Origin of the sequence: Marinisporobacter balticus (assembly GCF_004345705.1) — a bacterium.
GTDB lineage: Bacteria > Bacillota > Clostridia > Peptostreptococcales > Thermotaleaceae > Marinisporobacter > Marinisporobacter balticus.
Window position 1 is genome coordinate 1 of sequence record NZ_SLWV01000027.1, and the last position, 25,517, is coordinate 25,517.

21 protein-coding genes, 1 pseudogene and 1 riboswitch are annotated in these 25,517 nt (G+C 31.9%); of the genes and pseudogenes, 2 read left to right on the top strand and 20 right to left on the bottom strand.

Going from position 1 to position 25,517, the window contains the following annotated elements; translation table 11 throughout:
- Nucleotides 1-134: 134 nt before the first annotated feature.
- The 10 genes and pseudogenes from EV214_RS18820 to EV214_RS14840 all read right to left on the bottom strand — a co-directional run bounded on the left by EV214_RS18820 (nucleotide 135) and on the right by EV214_RS14840 (nucleotide 9,952).
- On the bottom strand, nucleotides 135-299 hold the full coding sequence (locus EV214_RS18820; RefSeq protein ID WP_165916399.1) for a hypothetical protein: 165 nt from the start codon (nucleotides 297-299) through the stop codon (nucleotides 135-137).
- 137 nt (nucleotides 300-436) lie between these two features.
- The gene (locus EV214_RS14805) at nucleotides 437-1,288 is read right to left on the bottom strand and encodes a GNAT family N-acetyltransferase (protein ID WP_132247133.1); all 852 of its coding nucleotides are present in this window, start codon (nucleotides 1,286-1,288) and stop codon (nucleotides 437-439) included.
- A 72-nt stretch (nucleotides 1,289-1,360) separates the two neighbouring features.
- Nucleotides 1,361-1,906 carry a GNAT family N-acetyltransferase gene (locus EV214_RS14810; protein ID WP_132247215.1) on the bottom strand — a complete coding sequence of 182 codons (546 nt, stop codon included), beginning with the start codon at nucleotides 1,904-1,906 and terminating at the stop codon, nucleotides 1,361-1,363.
- Nucleotides 1,907-2,363: 457 nt separating this feature from the next.
- Nucleotides 2,364-2,582: pseudogene (locus EV214_RS14815) on the bottom strand (transposase); the annotation flags it as partial.
- Nucleotides 2,583-2,594: 12 nt separating this feature from the next.
- Nucleotides 2,595-2,765, bottom strand: a complete 171-nt coding sequence (locus EV214_RS18825) for a hypothetical protein (RefSeq protein WP_165916400.1) — start codon at nucleotides 2,763-2,765, stop codon at nucleotides 2,595-2,597.
- 271 nt (nucleotides 2,766-3,036) lie between these two features.
- Nucleotides 3,037-3,744 carry a pyruvate formate-lyase-activating protein gene (pflA, locus tag EV214_RS14820; protein ID WP_132247137.1) on the bottom strand — a complete coding sequence of 236 codons (708 nt, stop codon included), beginning with the start codon at nucleotides 3,742-3,744 and terminating at the stop codon, nucleotides 3,037-3,039.
- A gap of 10 nt (nucleotides 3,745-3,754) precedes the next feature.
- On the bottom strand, nucleotides 3,755-5,989 hold the full coding sequence (gene pflB / locus EV214_RS14825) for a formate C-acetyltransferase (RefSeq protein WP_132247139.1): 2,235 nt from the start codon (nucleotides 5,987-5,989) through the stop codon (nucleotides 3,755-3,757).
- A 66-nt stretch (nucleotides 5,990-6,055) separates the two neighbouring features.
- Nucleotides 6,056-6,135: riboswitch (ZMP/ZTP riboswitch) on the bottom strand.
- Nucleotides 6,136-6,315: 180 nt separating this feature from the next.
- Entirely contained in the window at nucleotides 6,316-8,268 is a 1,953-nt protein-coding gene (locus EV214_RS14830; protein WP_132247141.1) for a TRAP transporter permease, read from the bottom strand.
- A gap of 130 nt (nucleotides 8,269-8,398) precedes the next feature.
- The gene (locus EV214_RS14835) at nucleotides 8,399-8,932 is read right to left on the bottom strand and encodes a DUF1850 domain-containing protein (protein WP_132247143.1); all 534 of its coding nucleotides are present in this window, start codon (nucleotides 8,930-8,932) and stop codon (nucleotides 8,399-8,401) included.
- A gap of 15 nt (nucleotides 8,933-8,947) precedes the next feature.
- Complete coding sequence (locus EV214_RS14840; RefSeq protein WP_132247145.1) at nucleotides 8,948-9,952, bottom strand: TAXI family TRAP transporter solute-binding subunit; 1,005 nt, start codon at nucleotides 9,950-9,952, stop codon at nucleotides 8,948-8,950.
- Nucleotides 9,953-11,008: 1,056 nt separating this feature from the next.
- On the opposite strand from EV214_RS14840, the gene EV214_RS14845 reads away from it, so the two are divergent.
- On the top strand, nucleotides 11,009-11,929 hold the full coding sequence (locus EV214_RS14845; protein WP_132247147.1) for a DUF4097 family beta strand repeat-containing protein: 921 nt from the start codon (nucleotides 11,009-11,011) through the stop codon (nucleotides 11,927-11,929).
- 459 nt (nucleotides 11,930-12,388) lie between these two features.
- On the opposite strand, the gene EV214_RS14850 is transcribed toward EV214_RS14845, so the two are convergent.
- From EV214_RS14850 to EV214_RS14895, 9 genes are all read right to left on the bottom strand, one after another.
- Entirely contained in the window at nucleotides 12,389-12,682 is a 294-nt protein-coding gene (locus EV214_RS14850) for a hypothetical protein (RefSeq protein WP_132247149.1), read from the bottom strand.
- Nucleotides 12,683-12,886: 204 nt separating this feature from the next.
- Nucleotides 12,887-14,356, bottom strand: coding sequence for an amino acid permease (locus EV214_RS14855; RefSeq protein ID WP_132247151.1), 1,470 nt, complete (start codon nucleotides 14,354-14,356; stop codon nucleotides 12,887-12,889).
- A gap of 943 nt (nucleotides 14,357-15,299) precedes the next feature.
- Complete coding sequence (locus tag EV214_RS14865; protein ID WP_132247153.1) at nucleotides 15,300-15,956, bottom strand: pentapeptide repeat-containing protein; 657 nt, start codon at nucleotides 15,954-15,956, stop codon at nucleotides 15,300-15,302.
- Between the two features lie 93 nt (nucleotides 15,957-16,049).
- Nucleotides 16,050-16,553, bottom strand: a complete 504-nt coding sequence (locus EV214_RS14870) for a peptide deformylase (protein WP_132247155.1) — start codon at nucleotides 16,551-16,553, stop codon at nucleotides 16,050-16,052.
- Between the two features lie 144 nt (nucleotides 16,554-16,697).
- Nucleotides 16,698-17,849: a GGDEF domain-containing protein gene (locus tag EV214_RS14875; protein ID WP_165916401.1), complete on the bottom strand. Its 1,152-nt coding sequence runs from the start codon at nucleotides 17,847-17,849 to the stop codon at nucleotides 16,698-16,700.
- Nucleotides 17,850-17,957: 108 nt separating this feature from the next.
- The gene (locus EV214_RS14880; protein ID WP_132247159.1) at nucleotides 17,958-18,422 is read right to left on the bottom strand and encodes a hypothetical protein; all 465 of its coding nucleotides are present in this window, start codon (nucleotides 18,420-18,422) and stop codon (nucleotides 17,958-17,960) included.
- A gap of 163 nt (nucleotides 18,423-18,585) precedes the next feature.
- Nucleotides 18,586-20,202 carry an ABC-F family ATP-binding cassette domain-containing protein gene (locus EV214_RS14885; protein WP_132247161.1) on the bottom strand — a complete coding sequence of 539 codons (1,617 nt, stop codon included), beginning with the start codon at nucleotides 20,200-20,202 and terminating at the stop codon, nucleotides 18,586-18,588.
- Between the two features lie 150 nt (nucleotides 20,203-20,352).
- Nucleotides 20,353-21,300 carry a M15 family metallopeptidase gene (locus tag EV214_RS14890; RefSeq protein WP_330571323.1) on the bottom strand — a complete coding sequence of 316 codons (948 nt, stop codon included), beginning with the start codon at nucleotides 21,298-21,300 and terminating at the stop codon, nucleotides 20,353-20,355.
- A 110-nt stretch (nucleotides 21,301-21,410) separates the two neighbouring features.
- On the bottom strand, nucleotides 21,411-23,714 hold the full coding sequence (locus tag EV214_RS14895; RefSeq protein WP_132247163.1) for an ATP-dependent Clp protease ATP-binding subunit: 2,304 nt from the start codon (nucleotides 23,712-23,714) through the stop codon (nucleotides 21,411-21,413).
- 432 nt (nucleotides 23,715-24,146) lie between these two features.
- On the opposite strand from EV214_RS14895, the gene speD reads away from it, so the two are divergent.
- Entirely contained in the window at nucleotides 24,147-24,965 is an 819-nt protein-coding gene (gene speD, locus EV214_RS14900; RefSeq protein ID WP_132247165.1) for an adenosylmethionine decarboxylase, read from the top strand.
- Between the two features lie 191 nt (nucleotides 24,966-25,156).
- On the opposite strand, the gene EV214_RS14905 is transcribed toward speD, so the two are convergent.
- Nucleotides 25,157-25,336, bottom strand: coding sequence for a hypothetical protein (locus EV214_RS14905; protein WP_132247167.1), 180 nt, complete (start codon nucleotides 25,334-25,336; stop codon nucleotides 25,157-25,159).
- Nucleotides 25,337-25,517 lie beyond the last annotated feature (181 nt).

Here is a 25,517-nt window from a genome sequence, read left to right on the forward strand (position 1 = left end):
TTTTCATATATAAATGAGCTCTAATGATAAAATTTATAGATTTTTAATGGATTGCATAAAAATTAAATTTTATACATTAGTTTCTGTGACTACTCATTCTATCCCATAACACACCTTAACCTTAAAAGTTGCCATTAGCTCACAGACGGGTTAACTTCCGCTATTGCTATAAATGCAGGCTTTATTTTCTGGTCAACTAACATAAATCCATAAATAAGTACTAAAAATATAAGTAATATGCTAATAAATGCTTTTAAGCTACCCTTCGTTTTTATACGGTGGTATTTCCTATAACGCAAAAAATCACCTCCTTCTTATATAAATATGATAAAGGTGGGTGATTTAGTTACAATTTTAATTTAGTTTGCTTCAATACGCAAGATAATAAAAGTACGTACTAATTTAATAAAGGTTATGCTCAATTGGCGTAGTATTACTAAAATTCGCATCTATAATAATCAACTTGAAAACCAATCTGAAATCCACACTTCTTATATAAATTAAAAGCTGTTGGATTTTCTGAATCCACATCAAGCACTACTTTATCCGATTTTTTTAGTCCTTCAATCAATGCAAACCCAACCAGTTTCTTTCCTAATCCTTTTCCACGATATGGTGTTGCAATCCCCACACCATAAAGGAAAGTATTTCGTTCCTCATAATTAAAATCAAAAACGCCTACTGGAATTCCTTCTTTGTAAGCTACATATCCCTTTCGGTTTTTAGAAGAAATTACAGTATCAATAAAATTGCTGCTTTCCTCTAAGTCCGGAAAAGCATCCCGTGTAATTTCTGCAAATATTTCTTTGTTTTGATTACTCACCTCAAAAAACTGTAAATCCGGATATTTGGGCAAAGCTTTTGAGCCATTATAAAACATCCTATATTCTGAACGCGCTAACTTCGCACACTCAAAAGTTTTTAAGACCGCAATACCGCTTTTGCTTTTGGGTTCTACGACCAACAAAGTTTTATTTATTCCTGCCAATACTAATGTTTCTTTAGCAGACTGAAATAGTTTTTTAAAATATCCTTTTCCTCTGTGCTCTGGATGTGTAACAGCTAATATTTCCGCTTCATAAGAAGTTGGCATAAATGTAGTTAAAAAAGCAATCAACTCATCATTTTCATATCCCATGTAGAAGCACTGCAATGACTTGTCAAAGTTTATTTCGTTTGATAAAAAAGCATGATTTTCTAAAGTATCTTCACAAAAAGCGACTGTTTCTAAATTTAGAATTTCAGTCATCTGATTTTCTGTTAATCTATTTGTTGTTTCGATTCTCATGTAAAGTCCACCTACCTCATAAAATATAAATAATCCTTAACTTCGCATTATAAGAAGATTATACTAATTATCTCATAGTAATTTTTCATATAGTCTAAACCAGTTCAACCCATAGTTTCCAAGTCCCAAGTCAACTGTATCAATATATTTAAAACCACATTTTTCATACAGCCTAATGGCAGGTATATTACCTTCGTAAACATCCAACCTAATTGATTTAGCTTGTGAATTAATACTGTGTTCAATAGAAAAATCCATTAATGCTTTGCCTACACCACATTTCAAGAATTTTGGATGCACTACAAATGTATATACAACAAAAACATCTGAATAGTCAGACTCAAATTCCCATTTAGCTTTATAATATGCAGGTTCAGGTTCAGGTTCAGGTTCAGGTTCATGGTTTAGAATAACAGAGCCAATGATTTTCCCATTATGTTTTGATACATAGAGATTACCATGTTTAACTCCATCGATTGCATTTTGCCGAACAGGATATATATCCTTTATCCATCCAGGATAGTTTACTCCTTTTGCCAAATGGTCATTCAAATCATTATAAAGCTGTTCTAATTCATCAATATCATTTGCTTTTCCTAAATTAAAAATAATATCCATATATGTATCTCTCCAATCCACGTAAAATATAAATAATCTTCGTAATATCTTACTATTGTATACAATATATTTTATCTTTTTTATCCTTCCCATAAATAAGTACTAAAAAAATAAGTAATATGCTAATAAATACTTTTAAGCTATCTTTCGTCTTCCTACGGTGGTATCTTCTATAACGCAAAAAAAATGACCCCCTTCTTATATAGATATGTCTCATAAGGGTGATTTAGTTATAATTATTCAGGGATAATATCTCCCGAAATATTCATAGCTTTAGATTTCAATAATCATATTACAGAATATGCAGTTATGATCTAAAGTTTTTTCATTTCTGTGTTTGTATTTTGTGGTAGCATCTTATAACGCTATTTTTCTACGATTATTTTCCAATACATTCCTTAAAATAGAGACACTTATCCCTTGTTCTTAAAAATCTGTGAATTTTATTAACAGTAGGTTATAAATCTATTTCATTCCTTCTAACGAAGGTATCCTTTCTATTCGATTGAATATTTCCCAAAATAGATTTATTATAAACTAGTTGACCTTCTTTTCTCTCGATTTTTACAACTACTCTTCGTGCTTTATTCCAGCTTTTCGCTTGGTACATAAATTCTCCATAGTGCGTGTAGTTTTTAAAGTAATTATTATCAATAATATCGTTTATTTCTTCAGTTAATTGTTTTAGTTACTCTATTTCTAATTTTGTATTTAAGCGAGAAACTGTAGGTTGTGAAGCAAGTTTTTCATCGAAGGATTTGTAAAGTAATAATCCGGAATCAGAGGATAAATTACCACCGTTGAAATTAATTTTAAATTTGCTATTGAAATTTGTTGCTGTAGCGTGTACACTAGTCATGAAAATAGCCCCTTATATTTGGATTGTTTTTACACTTTACAATACCAGATTTGAGGCTATTTTCATATATTTTTTTATCACTTATTAAGTGAAAGTGATAAATTATTGGAAGTATTCAAAATACATGTGTTTAGTAATTTATCATATAGCCTATGCATAATTCAGGATTATACTGTATTTCATTATATTTTTGGATTAATTTATCTCTAAAAATTTTTACACGTTACAGCTAAAACTTGATGAAGTGATATTTATAGGGATTCGTTCTAAATTAAATGTTATTTAAATAGGCTTCAAGTTCTACGGTTTTTTCTCTACTCATTGGTTTTATACCCTCTAGCTTATAAGGGATTCCCATAGCCTTATACTTGTTTTCTCCTAAGTTATGGTAAGGAAGAAGTTCAATCTTTTCTACATTTTTAAAGCCTTTTATTATTTTTTTCAAGCTAGCTAAATGTTCTTTACTATCTGTTATGCCTGGAACCATTACGTGTCTAATCCAAAGCTTCATATTTGCATCTATTATGGCTTTTTTAAATATTTCAAATGATGAAATATTTCCACCTGTTAGTTTTCTATATCCTACTCCGTTTATATGCTTTATATCTAAAATGACCAAATCTGTATACTTTAGTATTTCTTCATAGCTGCCTTTCCCAAATCCTGCAGTATCTATGGCTGTATGAATACCATTTTCTTTACATAATTTAAGAAATTCAATTAAAAATTCTGCTTGCATAAGAGGTTCCCCTCCTGAGCAGGTAACTCCTCCACCTGATTTTTCAAAATAAGGCTTAAACCGTAGTACTTTTTTTAAAAGTTCCTTTGATGTGAATGTTTCTCCTTTATAAAAATCCCAAGTATCAGGATTGTGACAATAGGCACATCTTAACTTGCATCCTTGAAAAAATGTCACAAATCTTATGCCTGGGCCATCCGTAAGCCCCATGCTTTCACAAGAATGTATTTTCCCAATCATATCCTCACCTCTACACTGCCATATTTTCGTGAAAGGTTCTACTAATGACTTCTAATTGCTGTTTCCTTGTAAGGCGATTGAAATTCACCGCATATCCTGAAACCCTAATAGTTAGTGTAGGATATTTTTCTGGATGATCCATGGCATCTAAAAGAGTTTCTCTATTTAATACATTTACATTTAAATGATGTGCCCCTTGCCCAAAATATCCATCTAATATATTTGCTAAATTACTAATTCTGCTATTTTCATCTTTTCCTAAAGCTTCAGGTACAATGGTAAAAGTATTTGAAACACCATCTTGACAAACAGATTCATAAGGAATCTTTGCTACTGAATTTAAAGATGCTAAAGCACCATTTTCTTCCCTACCATGCATAGGATTTGCCCCAGGTGCAAAAGCTTCTCCCTGCTTTCTTCCATCTGGTGTTGCCCCTGTCTTCTCCCCATAAACAACATTTGAAGTAATGGTCAGTACCGATAAAGTGTGCTCTGCTTCTCTATAGGTTTCATGTTTTTTTAGTTCTTTGATAAACTTATTCACAATTTCCACTGCGATATCATCCACCCTATCGTCATCATTTCCAAATTTAGGAAAATTTCCTTCTATTTGAAAATCTACCGCAATGTCATTTTCCATTATAGGTTTTACTTTTGCATATTTTATAGCACTGAGAGAATCCGCTGCAACAGATAAACCTGCTACACCAAATGCCATAATTCGATCAACATCTGTATCATGTAGACTCATTTGCCCTGCTTCATAGGCATATTTGTCATGCATATAGTGAATGATATTCATGGTATTTACATAAAGTTCTGCCACGTATTCTAGTACTTTAAAATACTGCTCTTTTACTTTTTTGTAGTCTAGTAATTCATCTTCTATTTTATTCATTTTAGGTACAACCAAAGTTTTTTTCTTTTCATCTATTCCACCATTGATCGCATATAAAAGGGCTTTTGCTAAATTACATCTTGCCCCAAAAAACTGCATCTGTTCTCCTATCTTCATTGCAGAAACACAGCAGGCAATTCCATAATCATCCCCATAAATACCTCTCATTAGATCATCATTTTCATACTGGATCGAGTCTGTCTCAATAGACATTTTCGCACAATATTTTTTAAAAGCCTCAGGTAGCTTTTCTGACCATAAAACAGTCATATTAGGTTCTGGAGAAGATCCTAAATTTGTTAGTGTATGCATAAAACGATAAGATGTCTTTGTTACAAGGCTCTTTCCATTTATACTCATACCTCCTATGGACTCTGTGATCCAGTTTGGATCTCCTGCAAACAATTCGTTATATTCAGGTGTTCTTAAATGTCTTGCCATTCTTAGTTTTATAACAAATTGGTCAATAATCTCTTGTGCACCAATTTCTGTGATTACACCATTTTTTAAATCTCTTTCAATATATATATCCATAAAGGTACTTGTTCTTCCAAGAGACATAGCTGCTCCATTATTTTCTTTTATTCCAGCCAAATAACCAAAGTATATAAATTGCATCGCTTCCTTTGCATCCTTGGCAGGTTTTGAAATATCTATACCATAAGCATTGGCCATATTTTTCATTTTCTTAAGTGCACGTATTTGTTCTGCTATTTCCTCACGCTGTCTTATTAATCTTTCATCCATTTTCCCTTTTAACTTTAAACGGTCTTGCATTTTTTTCTCTATTAAAAACTCAATACCATATAAAGCAATTCTTCGATAGTCTCCTATGATTCTTCCTCTCCCATATGCATCAGGAAGCCCTGTTAGCAATCCTGCATTTCTTGCAGCTTTCATTTCCTCTGTATATACATCAAATACCCCTTCATTATGTGTTTTTCTATAATTTTTAAATGCCTGATCCATTTCATGATCTATTTTATATCCATAAGCTTCTAAAGATGATCTTACCATTCTTATTCCCCCAAAAGGATTGACCATTCTCTTTAGCAGTGCATCTGTTTGTAATCCTAAAATAACCTCATTTTCCCGATCTATATAACCTGGCGCAAAGCTATCGATCCCTGAAACATGCTTTGTATCCACATCCAAAATCCCTTTTTTTAATTCTTCTATACATAATTTTTTGCAAATAGCCCAAACCTTTTCTGTTTTTTGTGTAGCTCCTACTAGAAAGTTTTCTTCACCTTCATAAGAAATATAATTTTTTTGTATAAATTCTCTTACATTTACTTCTTCTACCCAATTTCCTTCTTCAAATCCTGTCCATTCTTTTCTTAACATAAAAAATCCCTCCCTGACTTAATCTCAAGTCCAAGAGGTTTCAAAAAAAACAGAGAACCCCCTGGACTTTTGTGCCCAGGCGGTCGGCTTTTATTCAATCATGCTCCATGTGGTTCATTCCACTTCCGCCAGTCGCATGATTTATGCTAGTCAATTTAATTGTTCATTTGAATAATGTAATATTATCAGCAATCAAATATTTTGTCAATCATTTAAATAAAAATAAAGTATTTGTTCTGCTTTATGGACAATAAAAAAGTTCACTATAAGTTAACTTACAGTAAACTTTTATTTGTAAAACAATAAATTTAATAATCTTTCTAATGTTAAGCAATGACATCCTTTTTCATTTTAGATACCTGAATAAAATATCCTGCTATCATAAGTACTCCACCGATTGCAGTCCATTTTATATTCGGCATTACCAAAAATACCCCACCTATACAGAATAACAAACGTTCTAGTACTGACATATTCGTTCTAAAGTAACCTGTCAATGCTGCTGCTACACCTACGATTCCGATGAGTGATGTTACGACGATAAATACAACCTGCATAATGGTTACATCAATTAATAACATTTGAGGACTATATACAAAAATATAAGGGATTAGGAAAGCTGCAATGGCAAGCCTTGCTGCTTGCATCCCTGTACGCATTGGCTCTGACTTAGCTACTCCTGCAGCTGCAACAGCAGCAAGACATACTGGCGGTGTTACGTCCGCAATAATTCCAAAATAAAATGCAAACATATGTGCTGCTAAGATCGGCACATTCAACATTAATAAAGCTGGTGCTGCTATCGTAGATGTTATAACATAATTGGCTGTAGTCGGTACACCAATTCCTAAGATCAAAGAAGTAACCATGGTAAAGAATAATGTTAGTAAAAGTTTCCCATTTGCGATACTTACTAGCATTGATCCCATTTTGAGTCCTAGTCCTGTTTGTGTTACAACCCCTATTATAATCCCTGCACAAGCACATGCAGACACTACCGTTAATGCAGTTCTAGCTCCTTTTTCAAGTCCATCAATAATATCCCTAAAGCTTAATCTCGTTTCTTTCTTGAGTGCAGAACAGATAATCGATGAAGCGATTGCACCCAATGCTGCTCTAATCGGCGTGTATCCTGCAACTAATAAATAGATCACAAGAATAATTGGTAATAAGAGATGTCCTCTCTCTTTCATAATCTTCGCAAATTTAGGAATCTTATCTTTTGGAAGTCCTTTTAAACCAAGCTTCTTTGCTTCAAAATGTACACCAGCAAATACCCCAAAGTAATATAATAAAGCTGGAATACAAGCTGCCGTAATAACACGAACATATGGGGTATTGGTAAACTCAGCCATCAAAAATGCAGCTGCACCCATAATTGGTGGCATTAACTGCCCCCCCGTAGAAGCTGTCGCCTCAACCGCTCCAGCGAATTCACTTTTATATCCTAATTTCTTCATCATTGGAATAGTAAAACTTCCTGTTCCAACAACGTTCGCAACAGAACTTCCTGTAAGCGTACCCATACACCCACTAGAAATTACTGCAACTTTTGCAGGGCCACCTGCCGCAAAACCTGCAATTGCATTTGCTGAGTCTATAAAAAATTCACCCATACCTGTTTTTTCAAGATATGCACCAAACAGTAGAAACATAAAAATAAAGGTTGATGAAACGCCTATAGGTATACCAAGTATTCCTTCTGTAGTAAAAAATAGTTGTTGCACTAAATTCTCAATATCAACACCTCTATGTGCAAGCTTTCCAGGAATATATGGTCCAATCAAGGCATATCCAATAAATAATACTGCAATAACAACCATTGGCCATCCAATTACACGTCTTGCCGCTTCTAATACTAAAATAATAGCAATTAACCCGACAATCATATCAATAGTCGTTACTCTTCCTGCTCTAAACACTAGCTCTTTATAAAATACAACAATATACATACACACAGATGCTGCTGTAACAGCTAAAAGCACATCTACAGGATGCATCTTTTCTCTGGACCAATTCTTTCGTGTAGGATACAAAAGATACACCAAACTTAAACCAAATGCCAAATGTATAGCCCTTTGTAACATTGCATCTAGTACACCAAACACACCTGTATATAATTGAAAAAGTGTAAAACATATTAAAATAGCAGATATAATCTTCGCTGCAAAACCTTTGAGTTCACGATAATCTGAACCTTTATCGAATTGTCTTAAAATCTCATCGGCATTTCCAACTTCCTGAATTGATTCCATATCTAGCGGTTTTTTTTCAGACATAATCGAGCTCCCTTCTCAATAGTCTATCTTGTCATTAGAATAATCACATCTATTTCTTCGTATTAATATGAAAACTTGAAATAATCCTCAAACCTCTTTTATCAAAAGAGGTTTGAGCATTAGATATACTTTAAAACACCTTATAAAATTGTTTCCCTACCTTAAAACCCCACTGATCAACAGCATATATTTTGACTAGATCTTCTGGTTCTTTCACTAAGTTAATCAATTCATATCGATCTTCTCCTATGCTTAACCAATGCTTTGGAATGGGAGACACTCTTAAATGAATTAAATCGCAAGACCTTTTTATATTCAATATAAATTTCCCATTCTTTATGTCAAATTCCCATTTTTCCTGAGAAAATGGCAGTCCCACACCAAAGGATTCATAGATTGTTTTGTAAAGCATTAGATTATTATCATCCTCTACTTTGAAATATTCCTCTGCTGGCGTTAGTAAAACAGAGTGAATATATCCCAAAGTAAAAGTTTTATCTGGAAGGACATACTCTGTCTTCATCTTTTTATCAAGATCTTCAACGATCAATACTTTCTCTTCTTTCAAAAAGCTTTTTGAACATAATACAATCAATCCTATGCATAAAATGCATGCAATAACTATTTTTTTCCCAAAGATGCTTTCATTTTGAAAGTCCCACACTTGTCTTCAAACTCCTTATTTTAGTAATCCTTTTTCTTTAAAGTATTTTTCAGCACCTGGATGTAATTTAATTGACATACCATCTAATGCTGTATCTTCTGTAATATATTTTCCAACATTGTGTGCTGCAACGACTCTATCATGATTTTCATAGATCGTCTTTACTAATTGATATGCTAAATCTTCATTCAATTCAGCATTTACAGCTAACATAGATTTAACTGTTAATGTTTGTACATCTGCTGTTTGACCGTTGTAAGTATTTGCAGGTATTGTGAATTTTGTGAAGAACTTATATTTCTCTAATAATGCGTCTGCAATTTCACCATCTACAGGTACTACAAAGACATCATGTTGTGCACCAAGGTCTTGAATGGCAGCCGTAGGGATTCCTGCTGTTAAAAATGCTGCATCTACTTGCTTATCCTTTAAACCCGTTGATGCTTCTCCAAATGATAAGAATTTTGCATCGATATCTTTTTCAAAATCAAGTCCAGCAGCTGCTATGATTTGTCTAGCATTTGCTTCAACCCCACTACCAATCGCTCCAACTGCTACTCTCTTACCCTTTAAATCCATTACTGATTTTATACTTGAATCTGTTGTAACAACTTGAAGTGGCTCAGAGTACATAGTAACTAATCCTCTGATATCTTCATATTTTCCATCTTTAAACATAACTTCTCCGTTCTCTGTGTACCAAGCAACATCATTTTGTACAATGACAACTTCAACTTTTTTGTCTTTCAATAAGTTAATGTTTGCTACTGAAGCTCCGGTGCTTTGTGCAGTTGCATTAATCCCTTCGATATTATTATTCCATATTTCAGCAAAAGCACCCCCTAATGGGAAATATGTTCCAGCTGTTCCACCTGTTCCTATATTTACAAAAACTTGCTCTGCTGGTTTATTCGCATCGTCATTCGCTTTTTCATCAGTATTACTGCTACATCCAACAAATAATCCAATGATCATAACAAATACTGTTAATAACGCTAATAATTTAAATTTTCTTTTCATTTTCTTTTCCCCCTTAAAATTTTCAGTGAATTTTTTTCTCATTTTTACAATATGTACCTAATACGCTTATGATCCATCCCCCTTCATTCATATTTTTATAGTTAATTTCGTAACTATCCATCTAAAAAACATACGCATTATTCATATATTGAAAAATACCTCCCTTATGTATAAATACGTATTTTTTTATACAATAACCGTTTTGCAAGTCATGCATATCTTTCATGCAATTATTCGACCTTCTCTAATCACAACACACATATATTTTTCATCAAAAAAGATTTAATATTCCCTATTACCAGATGGCAATCCCCTTAAAAAACATTATGTTTTAGATATTTTTCTACTTTTTACAACATAATTATTCTATATTATGTTATATATAGAATTATTTTATTTTTCTTAATTTTTAACACTTTAATATATTTTAACATATATGCATCAATTTCACAATTTTTTTAAACCGACACAACACTGTAAAAATATTATAGAGTAAAACGGTGGATTTGATTTAATCTCTTCCCCCATCTCCTCATCAAACCGTACGTGAAGTTTTCCCTCATACGGTTTTCTGGTATTCTTCTTCTATCTGCATTACGAGTTTTTAGCAACGTATTTTAAGCCATTATCATTAAAGAAATATACTATTTTATAAAATTCTTTTCTCTTGCGTTCTTGTCTTTTGTTGCTTAAACCAAAAGACTAAACGCATCCTAATATACCTAACGTATCCATAGTTAATACCCATATATTTACACATTCAAAAAAACATAGCCGAATCCTTTAAAATAAGTTAAAATATTTTCTCCACAAAATATACTTATATGAAAGGATTGACTATGATTAACAACCAAGAATATTTAGGCATCTGGTAATGATTTCAAACCCTGTAGCAAGCATATTCTTTTGGATTGGTTTAACTGCTCTTTGAATTCTTTTTATGATAGGAAATTGCTATCTTACAAAATGGATTTATAAGATTACTATAAAGTATTTAAAGATGAATTCAAAAATGATTAAGAATTTATTTAGAAATCTACTTCGGGAGGGTGCAAAATGAATAAAAATATGAAAAAAATAATTTTGGTTACATTTGTTATTATGCTTGTATCTTTTGGAATTTCGGGGGCATTGTTTATTCAATCAGGAGATAACATTATAAATATTGAGAGAAAAGATATTGATCTTACAAAAAACGTGAAGCTAGATGATATTAAAAAGATTCATATTGATATGACAATTACCGATGTGCAGTTGATTTCAGAAGATAGAAAAGATGTAAAAATTCATTTTTATGGAGAAATAACTAGAAAGACTCCCCAATTAAATGTGGAAAAGAAAAATAAAGAATTACTCATTCATAGAGAAGATGAAAAAGCTTTTTCAATAGAAATTAAAAATTTTTTTAAAAAGCCCTCTGTGTTAAAACTTGATGTGTATATACCAAAAGATTATGCAAAAAATATGGAGATAGAAACCGTATCAGGAGATATTGATCTTTCAGATGTTCAAATAGAAAATGGGAAATTTTCAACTGTATCAGGAGAAATAGAAGGAAATACAATAATTGTAAAGAAAGGAAGTTTGGACACTACTTCTGGGAATGTTCATATAGATCGCTTTGAAGGGTCATTAGATTGGAATACCACATCAGGTAATATTGATATAGATAATTTTATAGGAAAGTTAGATGTAGATACTACCTCTGGTGATTTATCCGTAAAAGTAAAAAAACTAGATGATAATATATCGGTTTCATCTATATCAGGGGATGTTCAAATAAAACTTCCTGAAAGTGCTCAGTTTCGCTTAGAATCAAAAACTGTTTCGGGAAGTATTCAATGCGCATTTCCCCTCACGATAGAAGGAGAGATAAATAAAGATTATGTAGTAGGAAATACTGTAGAGGCTAATGAGATTCAAAGTATAATAAAGATTGAAACTATTTCTGGTGATATTGAGCTATCAAAAGAATAATGACATATTAAAACCATCGATCGACATATGCCTTTTGATGATGATAGCATTCAGTATATTATCAATGATATTGAATCAGAGTATAAGTTATTTGAATTTTTACCCAAAATTCGGTATAAAATGAGCCAGCTTTTAAAGATTCAAAATAATGCTATAAGGTGTTTTGATTCAAAGAAAAGCCCAACTGTCCCTTTTGTTTCTTATTTGGTGTAGTTCTCAAGTTCTGCATCTTTATAATCACTTGGTCCAACTATAGGGTTAAATCTCGTTCAAAGTTCTAAATTGTAAAGTCCCGCACTACCATTTGCACTCTCTAAATCCATGTTAACCCCCTCCTATGATATCAATCATCTTTGTATTATTCTACTATTGCGTAATATGTATTTTATCTTTTTTATAATATATTGATCGTACAGATAATACTATACAGCAAAACCAGTTCTTTATCTTTTTGTGATGTTATTTCCTTAATAGGATGTGCTTTAAATATCTTTTTAGTTTTGGCATTGACTTAGACCAAAATTGATAACTAAATCCACCTATCACCTGTTTCAGTTCTCTAAAAGTACATTCGATTTTGAAACGATAGGCATAAAGTTCTATCATACTTGTTGGGCCTAAATCAAGTTTTGTTGATACGAGAATAGTGCACTTCCCTTGGTATTTTACAAGAACAAAGCGAAGTTCACTATAATAGCCTTTACCCCCAAAAAAGATTGAGCGTAAGATATTCCACTTCTTCCATCTTTCCATAAAGGGTTCTTTCTTATTTAGTGTGGATTTAATCGCTTGATATTTTTTATAATTATGGAAATTAGAATTATAATTATGCAAAAGCTGTTGGTAGATTAAATTCTAAAGTTTTTTGGTTTTGTGCTTTTAACATCTTATTCCCAAGGAGGTATCATAAATTTAAAACACAACTCTTCTTAATCGTATGTAGAAAAAATCATCATTTTATTGTTTTTTCTTTTTTTCTTCTCGCTTTATTTTATCAGGAATTAACTCTTCTGAAGTTTCCATATGCGCTTTAGGAATAATTATTCTTATTGGCTTGATAGATTTTGAAACTTTATCTTTATAGATACCCTCTTTTAAATTTTTTGAAAAGTATTTCTTCACAAAATATAATGCTGTATATAGTAATACCAATGTAACACCTGCTATCAACCCATATCCTTGTCCTTCAACTAAGGGCATGCTCAGTATAATACCCATTAAACTTAACATTGCTATCCACGAAGAAAACGGATAACCTGGTAGTTGGCATTTCCCATTTGGTGGACAACCATTTTTCTTTCGAAATTTATGATGTGTAGCCAATATCACTAAATACGTAAACAGTAGCGCAAATCCACCTGAGCTAACTAGAAAAATATACACTTTCTCTGGTAACACAAAGCCGAAAAATAATCCTAAAAGCATTGCAACCCCTGAGAAAATAATCCCTCTATAAGGAATATCCCCTTTATCTTTTAGCCATAGTGGAGCATGTCCTTCATCTGCAAGAGAGCGAATCATCCTACCGAGACCAAACATAGCTGCTAACATAGTAGAAAGGATAGCCGTTATTAATACCACATTCATTACTCTTCCAGCCCAACCTAGGTTCCACCTTGTCAATGCCAATACCATTGGACTTTTTTCTTCTGTAAACTGACTAATAGGGATTAATGGTAAAAGCACCATAATAGCTGCTACATATAGTCCTACTAAAATGATTACAGTATAAGCTATTGCTTTTGGAACTGTCTTATGAGGATTACTAGTCTCAGAAGCTGCTAAACCAATGATTTCAAATCCAGCATATGTAAACATAACAATCAGCATACTTCCAGCAATCCCTAAAATTCCGCCAGAAAACCAAGATTCTTGCTGCAAAGCACCCATTCCAATCTTTGGTGCATCTAAGCCAATATCAAAAATCAACATGATTCCTAATACAATAAATCCAACAATCGCCAAAAGTTTAATGATAGCTAAGCCACTTTCTAATTTGCTTAATTTATCAGCTCCTAGTAAGTTAAGCAGTGTAACAACAATAATAATAATTGAACCAATTAAAGGTAAAGAAATATTAGGTATCCAACCTTTCAGAAAAATAGATACCGCTGTTGCTTCACTAGACATGGCTAAGGCAATTCCCGTCCAATAGACCCAGCCTACTACAAACCCTACCCCTGGACCATATGCTTTCTCAGCAAAGGTTCTAAAAGATCCTGGAGGTGCATCTGCTACTGTCATCTCCGATAAAGCAAAAAGAATAAAATACACTAAAATACCTCCAAGTATATACGAAATGACAACAGCAGGTCCTGCTGCACGAATCGCTACAGAAGACCCAAGAAAAAAAGATCCTCCAACCACTGTCCCAAGTGCCATCATGGCTAATTGCCCTGCCGTCAAACCGTTATGAGATTCTTTCATCCTCATACCTCCTTATGCTATGCCTTTTAAATAGTATTTCCGTATTATTGAGAAGCTACTCATTCATTCTGTTTATAGGAGATTTATTTACTATACATGAGCAAATTTCAATCCAATAAATATAAAACATTAGATTTCAATCGACGCAAAACTCCCCCCCTTCTTATAAAAGAATTTGAAAAATCCATAGGAAGAAAAGCCAAAATTAATCAATTATATTTATGATCTTAGTGAACGGGATCTTAATCCTAATGATGTGGAACCAATCTATAGTAATTTGTTAAATATAGTAGAAACAAACGAAGTTTTAGAAACATATGGATACTTTGATGTCTGAGAATAGAAGATGCAAAAATGGCTTATAACTAAAAAAAAGCAATGAACAAACCAGAAGATCATGCAATCATAGGTTGCGCAACAGGCTGTTTAGAAGTTTCTTCATTCATGTATCCATACACTGCATGGAAGGACTCATTTATTCATAATGCCTTTGAAAATACTGGTGCTACAATGAGTGGCGTTGAAGCTGCCTGTAGGAAAAGTTTCCCCTGGATAAGCAACAATTTAGAAAAGATCTTACGCAAGTTATGGCTGCACATACACGCCCAAAACCAAACTACCTATTGAAGAATTTTTAAAACTTCAAGGAAGATTTAATCATTTATTCAAAAAAGAAAATAATCATCTACTAGAAGATTTTCAAAGAGAAATAGATAGAAGATGGGAACACCTTCTTATCAAATGTAATGAAACCGTTTAAATATACAAACTCAATTAAAAAGAGATGAAAAACTTAAACTTTTTCATCTCTTCACTTTTCAATCGTATTTAGCTATATATACTTATAAATTATCTATTGCATAAACCACATCATTTAATGAATAGTCTTCAAATTTTATACGTTGCTTAGATGAGATATAATTGCAATTTTCTATGTATCCATCTATATTTTTATAATAATCCCTAGAAGTTTTGAAACAGAAACTGCTTGTATAGGTGAAACAATAACCCCATATAAATCATCTATTCTTACGCCTATTCCTTCTATTTCACAATTACTAAAATCTATTCCTTTTAATTTTGTTCCTGATATTTGGGACTGTTCTAAATTACAATGATCAAACTCAACCTTAGTAAAATTAGCTTCTTGAAAATCAGCATTATTCAATAAACAATTTACAAAATCCACCTGCTTACATTTTGTAAATCTGAAAAAAGCATAACGGCCATTACAATTCTCCAACACTACATTTTGTAAGGTTGATTCACTCAAATTAATCCCTAAAATCTTACAATTTATCATCTCTACTCTATGGATGATCGCTCCACAAAAGTCTACATTCGATAAATCGCAGTTTTCAAATCTAACATCTGTTAAATCGATACATTCAAATGATACTTCTTTAAAGGTAACATTCCTAAATATCATCTGTTTGAAGCTTACTTTTTTAGCCGTTTGATTTTCAATAGAGCAATCAGAAACAATGCTCATACAGAAAGTATCTTCATTTTGAATAGGTTCATTAGAAAAGTAAAATAAATCTAGTTCCTTTGGTATTTTAGGGCGTACTATTTTGTATTTTATTTTTTTATCTTCCATGCTAATTGCCCCCAAGTTTTAAAATGATTTTAAACTAACGCAAAAAAAATAGTCACTAACGCTGCTGCAGTTCCTCCCAAGATGCAACCTTTACTAAAAACAACCAGCTTTATTTTTGTTAATTCTCAATGATTTGTTGTCTATGGCTCTTTGCACAGCTAATATCCCATCCAAATGATCATATTCATGCTGTATCAATTCTGCTAAGTCCCCTTCAAATTCAACAACACAATCATTCCATTCTAAATCTTTATAATAAACCCTCACTTTTTTATATCTATATAGCTTTACCTCTACTCCTGGATAGCTCATGCAATCATCCCACATCACAAATTTTTCATCTCCAATAGCTTCAAGTTTTGGGTTTATAAAAGCTATTGATTTACCATCAAAGTTCATGTAAATCACCCTATAAAGTTCATTAATTTGTGGTGCTGCTATGGCTCTACCAAAACCATATTTTTCTCTAAAATGCATCATTGTATTATGTAAATCTTCAACAACTGCCTTTGCTTTTTCAATTTCTTCTTTTGCAATTTCTTTAGCTATTTTGTATAAATTTTCATTTCCTAATAACAATATTTCTCTTATAGCCATACAGTATTTCCTCCTATTATCTTCATATTCTTTTCTATACAATTCTACATGATTAAATCTTTTTCCTCTCTTATTGCATTATTTTCTGTAATGAAAAAACCCCCTTCATATATAAATATGCAGAGAGCATTCTAGAAAAATACATTAAATAGAGATCTCAACCCGATTTCTTCCATTTTCTTTTGCTTTGTACAATCCTTCATCCGCTCTTTTTATGATATCCTCAATAGCATCTCCTTTTTTGTAGATTGATACCCCAAAACTACTCGTTCTACAATTAATTTCTTGAAATTTATGTTTCTCAATTCTTTTTCTTAATTTTTCTGACAAATCTAATGCTTGATTTATATTTGTTTCAGGGCAAATAATTAGAAATTCTTCGCCTCCCCATCTACCTACCGTATCACGATTTCTAACATTTCTTTTTAATAAATCCGCTATCTCAATTAACACTTTGTCCCCAACATTATGTCCATATGTATCATTAACAGATTTAAACCGATCTAAATCTAGTAGCATAACCGAAAGCCCTTTGTTGTCATTTTTTGCTCTATTATACTCATATTTTAAAACTTCATTCAATTTTCGCCTGTTATAAATATTTGTTAGTCCATCTTTTATTGAAAATTCCGTCAATTTTTCGTTCATTTTTTGTATTTGCTCCGTTTTTGCTTTAAGCTCTTGGTTGTTTGTTTCTATAATTTTTTGATTGATAAATTCTTTTACATACTTATAATAGTTGATGAATGAAGCAATCCATGCAATCATAGCATTCGCAACCGTATCTTCCACATAACTACTTACTGTAAGCGTAGGTTGAAATATAGGCAAGAATAAAATTACCGATACACTTGTAACAGAATATACGATAAAACTTTCAAATGGGTTAAAATAAAAAATAACAGCAAATCCATAAAACACAGCAATGAATATAGTTGGTAATCGAAACATGTCATTTTGTATTAGTAAGACCCTCATAGCTGCAATAAAAAATCCGTAAAATCCAAAACTCACTTCATAGATTTGGAATATACGCGCGCTACAAACAGGCTTTCTCTTTTGTATATATAGACTTGCCATAGCATATGTAAGCATAACCAAGGCTGTCAACAAATGTATTTTTTGAATCAAGCTCCCATTTTCACGCACAAAAAAACCATAATACGCCTGTTCTATCGTTAAAAAAACAGCTAAAAATAATATCCGAAAATTATTATGTACAAATTTTTGTTGTGAAAATTCTTGTTGATCCTGCATTGATACAGTTTGAAAATAATTTTTATAAAATAAAAACATTACAGCACCCCAATACATAGTAGCATAAATGATCCACTTTGATCGTGTTCTATATTTACTATATACTCTTTCTAAAATATATAATTCATCCTATTCAGATGCTATCTTCTAATTATTATTTTCCATATCCATATTTCGAATGAACCTATGCATTAAAAATTCATACTCATCTAAAATTGATCTATGCACAATTTTATGGGTATCAAAATGAAATAATTCAAATATCCCCTGAACTGTATACCCTATCCCAAGAACATAAATCCCTGTTCCTAAATGGCTACTTTGAGGAATGATTTGCAACTTATTAATCATATCTATAAATACACCTATAAGAATCATATTTGTAATGGTTCCTAATTTTGGAATTTGTCCCATTATTGTAGTAAATACAACAATAATAAGTCTCGTTAGGATTTGGACCGCTCCTAATGTAATGGGTATATGTTTTATAATCCCTACATGAAATGCAGCCCATGGTCCAAGACCTATATTTGCATTCACTGATAAGACAATACTAATTGCACATAATAATAGTCCAAAGCTTAATATAATTCCTACCTTTATACACTTCATCCTATGGTTTCGCCTTTTATGTACATATCTCAATTTAAAAGCAATCACAAATTTTATCAATTTCTTTAATTATACAACATTTTCTACCTATTATAAAATATTATTTTATAATACAAAACCACCCCTTCATATTTAAATATAAAAAGGGTGATCTAATGAAAATTTATGGATACATTTTATCAATTTCATCTTGTAGTTCTTCATTTTCTAGGAATTCATCAAAAGTAGTTTGATTATCTACAATCCCTTTAGGTGTTATTTCAATCACGCGATTTGCAATGGTTTGAATAAACTTATGGTCATGTGATGTAAATAGCATCGTTCCTGAAAAAGCTACCAATCCATTATTTACAGATTGAATAGATTCTAAATCTAAGTGATTTGTTGGTTCATCAAGAATTAACACATTCGCAAGGGAAAGCATTAATTTTGAGAACATACATCTTACTTTTTCCCCTCCAGAAAGTACTTTTACTATTTTTAAAGCTTCTTCTCCAGAGAATAACATTTTTCCTAAAAACCCTCTGATAAAGGATTCTGATTTTTCTTCTGAATATTGTCTTAACCAATCTACCAAATTCAAATCGACATCTTCAAAGTACGCTGCATTATCTTTTGGAAAATGTGCTCTACTCGTCGTAATTCCCCACTTAAATGATCCTTCATCTGGTTCCATGTCACCCATTAGAATTTTAAATAGGGTCGTTCTTGCGATCTCATTTCTTCCAAGGATGATCACTTTGTCCCCTTTATTTAACGTAAAGGAAATATTATTTAAAACTTTTATACCATCTATAGTTTTACTGATTCCATCCACTGTTAGAATATCCTTTCCAGCTTCTCGCTCTGGTGTAAATCCAACAAAAGGATATCTTCTTGTTGAAGGCTCTATATCCTCTATATTAATCTTATCTAAAAGTTTTTTCCTTGAAGTGGCTTGCTTTGCTTTAGAAGCATTTGAACTAAATCTCGCAATAAAGCTTTGTAGTTCTTTAACTTTCTCTTCTTTTTTCTTGTTTTGATCCTTCATAAGTCTTAATGCTAACTGACTAGATTCATACCAAAAATCATAATTCCCAACAAATAATTTTGCTTTACCAAAATCAATATCTAGCATATGTGTACAAACTTTATTCAAGAAATGTCTGTCATGGGATACCACGATTACTGTATTTTGATAATTTATTAAGAATTCTTCTAACCAGCTAATGGCTTTAAAATCTAAATGGTTTGTAGGCTCATCTAGTAAAAGAATATGTGGATTTCCAAAGAGTGCTTGAGCTAGTAAAACTTTTACCTTTTCTCCACCCTCTAATTCTTTCATCGTTTTTAAATGTAAATCTTTATGAATTCCTAGACCCATTAATAGCTTTTCTGCATTTGTTTCTGCTTCCCAACCATCGAGTTCTGCAAACTCTCCTTCAAGTTCAGATGCCTTGATGCCATCTTCTTCACTAAAATCTTCTTTTTGATACAATGCATCTTTTTCCTTCATAATTTCATAAAGTCTTTTATGTCCCATGATTACCGTATCTAAAACAATACATTCATCGAATTCAAAATGGTCTTGCTTTAGTACTGCTAGTCTTTCGCCTGGTGTTATAGATACATCCCCTTCATTTGCTTCAATATCACCAGATAAAATCTTTAAGAAAGTTGATTTTCCTGCACCATTTGCACCGATTACACCATAACAATTTCCTGGTGTAAATTTCACATTTACATCTTCAAATAATTTTTTATCTCCAAACCTAAGTCCTAGACCTGTAACTGTAATCAATATTCGTTTGTTATACAACAGTATTTGTATAACGTCCTCCTCTCTATTTCTTTTCAATAAAAAATTGCACAAAACAGTGTGCAATTTTTATTTCACTTATTCCATTATACATTCTTTTTCATGATTATTGAATACTTTTTCGAAATTATTTTATTTCAACACTTTATCAATTAACGCAATCATTTCTTTAACCGATTCATTTGTAGAAGGTATCCCATCGTACCATGTTTTTTTTACATGTCCTTTATCTGAAAAATAACGAGCCTTTAAAATCAACTCTGGTCTATATTCAAAATGCAAGATATCAAAATGCGCCCATTTACCACCCCAAATGAAAGCATGCTTCTCAAATATTTTTACAATTTCTCTTGGGTAGGATACCAATCGCTTCTCACCTTCTTCTTTTGAAGTCCATTTCCAATAATCTCTTTGATCTCTTGAAAGATCAATTGCAGTTCCAAAGGAATGTGGGCTTAATCGATTGGCTCCTGCAATACATCGATAGTTGAAAGTACCACTTATGGGATAGATAAATGAATAGATCCCATTCTTGGTTTGTGTCAATGCCGTAAGCTCTTTTATAGCTGATTTTAGTGCATCAGCAGCTTTATTATTTTGATTAAAAGGGTAATTTTTATATCCAATTTTTACATTTGTAAGATTCGATGTGACCTTTTCTTTTGAGACTCCATATACCTCTTTTAATAATGGATATACCCGAATACGTCCAGGGTCAAAATCTTTCTCCATCAATCTATTAATATCTGTGAGTGGATAAATTTGTTCCATCATATCTTGCAGATCTGGATTGTTTAATTTTTCTTGAATATTCTTTTCTTTTTTATCGTCATAAAGTATTTTTTTGTTCGATTTCATTACCACATAGACATCCCCATTATTTCTCTGTTCTACATTTGTAATATACTGTGGATAAGCCATCATCATACACAAAATATCTCGTTTCATAGTTGCATTATAAATCGCAGTCTGAGCATCCTTAGAAATACTATTTCCTATAGATTCTTTTTCGACACATCCGCAAACAATCAATAAACACATACATATCACACAAATAATCTTCTTCACAACCTTATCCATCCCTTCTTAACATCCCTACTCATTCTTTTTATCCTAATCCTAAGATTATTATGTGTATTTCAAAAATAAAAAAACAATCCAAAATCATTTTTTCGGATTGTTTTTCGTTCTTATTTATCAAGTATATTTTTTATGATGGATTTTAATACAATCTTTTCATCTTCTAGTTCTATTTTTACATTTGCACCTTCTTTGATCTCTCCTAATAGATATTTTTCGGCAATTTCATCTTCAACATACCTTTGAATAGTTCTTCTTAAAGGCCTTGCACCATATTTTTCATCATACCCTTTTTTAAGTAAAAAACCTTTTGCTTTATCTGAAACTTCTATATGAATGCTTTTTTCTTTTGCCTCATCCTTTACTTCTTGAAGCATAAGCTCAATAATTTTTCTCAGCTCTTCTTTTTTCAATTTTGTAAACACAACTGTTTCATCTACTCGATTTAAAAACTCTGGTCTAAAAATTTCTCGAAGTGCATCCTGCACATGACCTTCTAAGGCATCATCTCCGTCACTACCAAAGCCAATACCATTAGATTTTAAATTCGTCCCTGCATTAGATGTCATAACAATCACCGTGTTTTCAAAGGATACCAGTCTTCCTTGACTATCTGTAAGTCTACCATCTTCAAGAATTTGGAGTAACATGTTAAACACATCTGGATGGGCTTTCTCAATTTCATCTAAGAGAATCACTGAGTAAGGTTTTCTTCTTACTTTTTCCGTAAGCTGTCCCCCTTGATCGTATCCTACATATCCTGGAGGTGCTCCCACTAGCTTAGAAACCGTATGCTTTTCCATATATTCAGACATATCCACACGAATCATCGCTTCTTCACTACCAAAAAGTTCAAAAGCCAAAGTCTTAACCAATTCTGTTTTTCCTACCCCAGTAGGTCCTGCAAAAATAAAGGAAGAGGGTTTTTTCTTTTTTCTAAAACCTGATCGATTACGTCGTATGGTTCTTGCTAAGCTTACAATAGCCTTTTGCTGCCCAATAACCCGTCTACGCAATCGTTCTTCCAGATTTAAAAGTTTTTTTGCTTCCTCTTGTGTGATACTTTGAACTGGAATTTTTGTCCAAGATTCAATAACAGCTGCCACATCTTCTACTGTAATCTCTGCCTTACATTCTTTTTCTATTTCATTTATCTTTTCTTGAATTTTAAATTCTTCCATTTTACATTTCGCAACTTTTTCATAGTCATTACCAAATGCTGCTTCTTCTTTAGCTTCTTGAATTTTTTTAAAATCTTCTTTCAAGGCTTCCATCTCTAGCAACCCTTGATTTTTTAAATTTACCCTAGAACCCGCTTCATCCATTACATCAATTGCCTTGTCCGGTAAAAACCGATCTGTAATATATCGTTCAGATAAATTTACAGCAGCTTCAATGACTCCTGTAGATATTTTCACTTCATGATAATCTTCATAATATTTTTTAATCCCTTCTAAGATTTCTATCGTATCGCCTATGGTAGGTTCTTCCACCAACACAGGTTGAAATCTCCGTTCAAGGGCCGTATCTTTTTCTATGTGTTTCCTATATTCTTCAAAAGTTGTTGCCCCAATCACTTGTATTTCCCCTTTTGCAAGAGCAGGTTTTAAAATATTTGCAGCATTCATGACTCCGCCATGAACTTCCCCTGCACCCATAATATTGTGTACTTCATCAATGATTAGGATAATATTTTGACAATCCATTGCTTCTTTTATGATTGACTTCATTCGTCCTTCAAACTGTCCTCTAAATTGTGTCCCTGCTACAACAGCCGTAAGGTCTAAAAGATAAATTTCTGCATCAAAAAGTTTTGTTGGCACTTGTTTATTCGCAATGCGCACAGCTAATCCTTCTGCAATCGCCGTTTTTCCAACTCCTGGTTCGCCAATAAGTACAGGATTGTTTTTGGTACGCCTGTTTAATATTTGTACGACCCGATCGATTTCTCTATTTCTTCCAATCACTTGATCTACTTCATTGTTTTTTGCTTTTTGCGTTAAATTTATCCCATACTGATCTAAATGTTTTTTCTTCTTTATAGATTTTTTATTATTTATCTCGTTATTGGATTTCCCTTTATCATGCGCAACATAGTCCTTCGTATCTTCCTTCTCTGTTTGATGGTTCACATCTTTCATGAATGGAAATGAACCATTCATCATATTCACAAATGGATTATCCCCTTCTAATGCTTCCATATCCATATCTTCAAACATATCCTTCATTTGTTCTGCTAGATTTCCAACATCTTCTTCTGATATGCCAGTTTGTTGCATCAATTGATCTATGACAGGAATACCCATCTTTTTTGCACATTCTATACATAAACCCTTCATCTCAGATTTTCCATTTTCAATTTGTGATGCAAACACAATCGCTATATTTTTTTTGCACATAGAACACATCTTCATATCATCATCTCCATACTTGTATAAGTTAAAATGAAATTGTTATTATTACAGTATACCATATTTTTTGCCATAATATTTCGCCCCCTCTCTTCATTCATGTTAAATTTGAGTATTTTAAAATTTCCCTAAAAGATATTTATGTTTTTATGAATATTTTCACGCTTAACTCACGCATATTAAAGACATTGATTAGATATTATTTCCTCGGTAATATTTTCAGACCCTCCATTAATGCATATTTCATTGAAAATGTAACAAAAACCCATGTTTTTTATACTTGACATTTTAGTTAAAATTTTTAATAATAGATATAGTATAATTGTAAAATAGTCTTTTCAAACCATGTTTCACACTATATTTTAGAATATAATTTCCTATCAGTAATTTGTTTTTAATATAAATAATATTTTAATTGGAAAAGAGGAATGATAATTGGCAAAATACGCAAAAAACAAACTAAAATTATATGGTTTCAACAACTTAACAAAATCATTGAGCTTTAATATTTATGATATTTGTTATACAAAAACAGAGGAAGACCAAAAAAAATATATTGAATATATTGATGAACAATATAATTCTGAAAGATTAACGAATATATTGAACAATGTAACTGAAACAATAGGCGCAAGTGTACTAAATGTTGCAAAACAAGATTATGATCCACAGGGTGCAAGTGTCACTTTACTCATTTCTGAAGAGGAAGTTCCTCTATATGTTCTTGATCCATCATGCAATAAAGGCATTATCACACCAACGCGTGAAAACATTGTAGGTCATTTAGACAAAAGTCATGTAACAGTACACACATACCCCGAGAGCCATCCTCAAAACGATATCAGTACCTTTAGAGTCGATATTGATGTTGCTACTTGTGGGACAATCTCTCCATTAAAAGCATTAAATTATCTAATAGATAGCTTTGATTCTGATATTATCACCATAGATTATAAGGTAAGAGGCTTCACAAGAAATGTTAGCGGTAAAAAATATTTTATTGATCATAAAATTAATTCTATCCAAAATTTTATTGCCAAAAGGACAATTGATCGATATAGTTTAATTGATATGAATATCTTCCAATCCAATATATTTCACACAAAGATGAAACTAAACGATATTAAACTCGACAATTATTTATTTGACATTAATGAAAATGATTTAACGAAAAAAGAAAAAGAAGCGATTATACAAAAGTTAAATAGAGAAATGACTGAAATATTTTATGGGAAAAACATTCCTAATGTATAAATTTTTATATAGGGTAGGTGAGTATATCACCTACCCTATATAATCCTTATTCATTAAAATCTATTGCTCCATTCTTTGAATTCATTTTTGAAAATAATGTTAAGCAATAATCTCATCAGCATTATCATTAACATGCTTGACTTTTTTTATCAAATTTTGAACAACATCTTTTTTATCTTTGAGCAAGCCTACTATGCGCTCCCAAACTTATTGACCCGATATCTCTCAAACATAGTCATATCCATAATTCTATTATCAATAATGTAATTCACAATAAGTTTAACAAATTCCATTTGGTTAATATTTAATGTTTCATCTCTTAGAAATTCTAAAACGACATTATTAGCGGATTTGTAACACCACCCGTCCAAAAAATCTCCCCTATCTATCTTACCTTTAAGTTCTCCTGTTATCATTTCTTCTACCTACAGTTCTTTTTTGGAAATACATGTATATTATATCACTTGCAATATCATTTTTGTATATGATCTTCATATCCATTTACCTGCGTTTAATAGCAAAATACACAGCGTATAAATAATAAAACAGGTT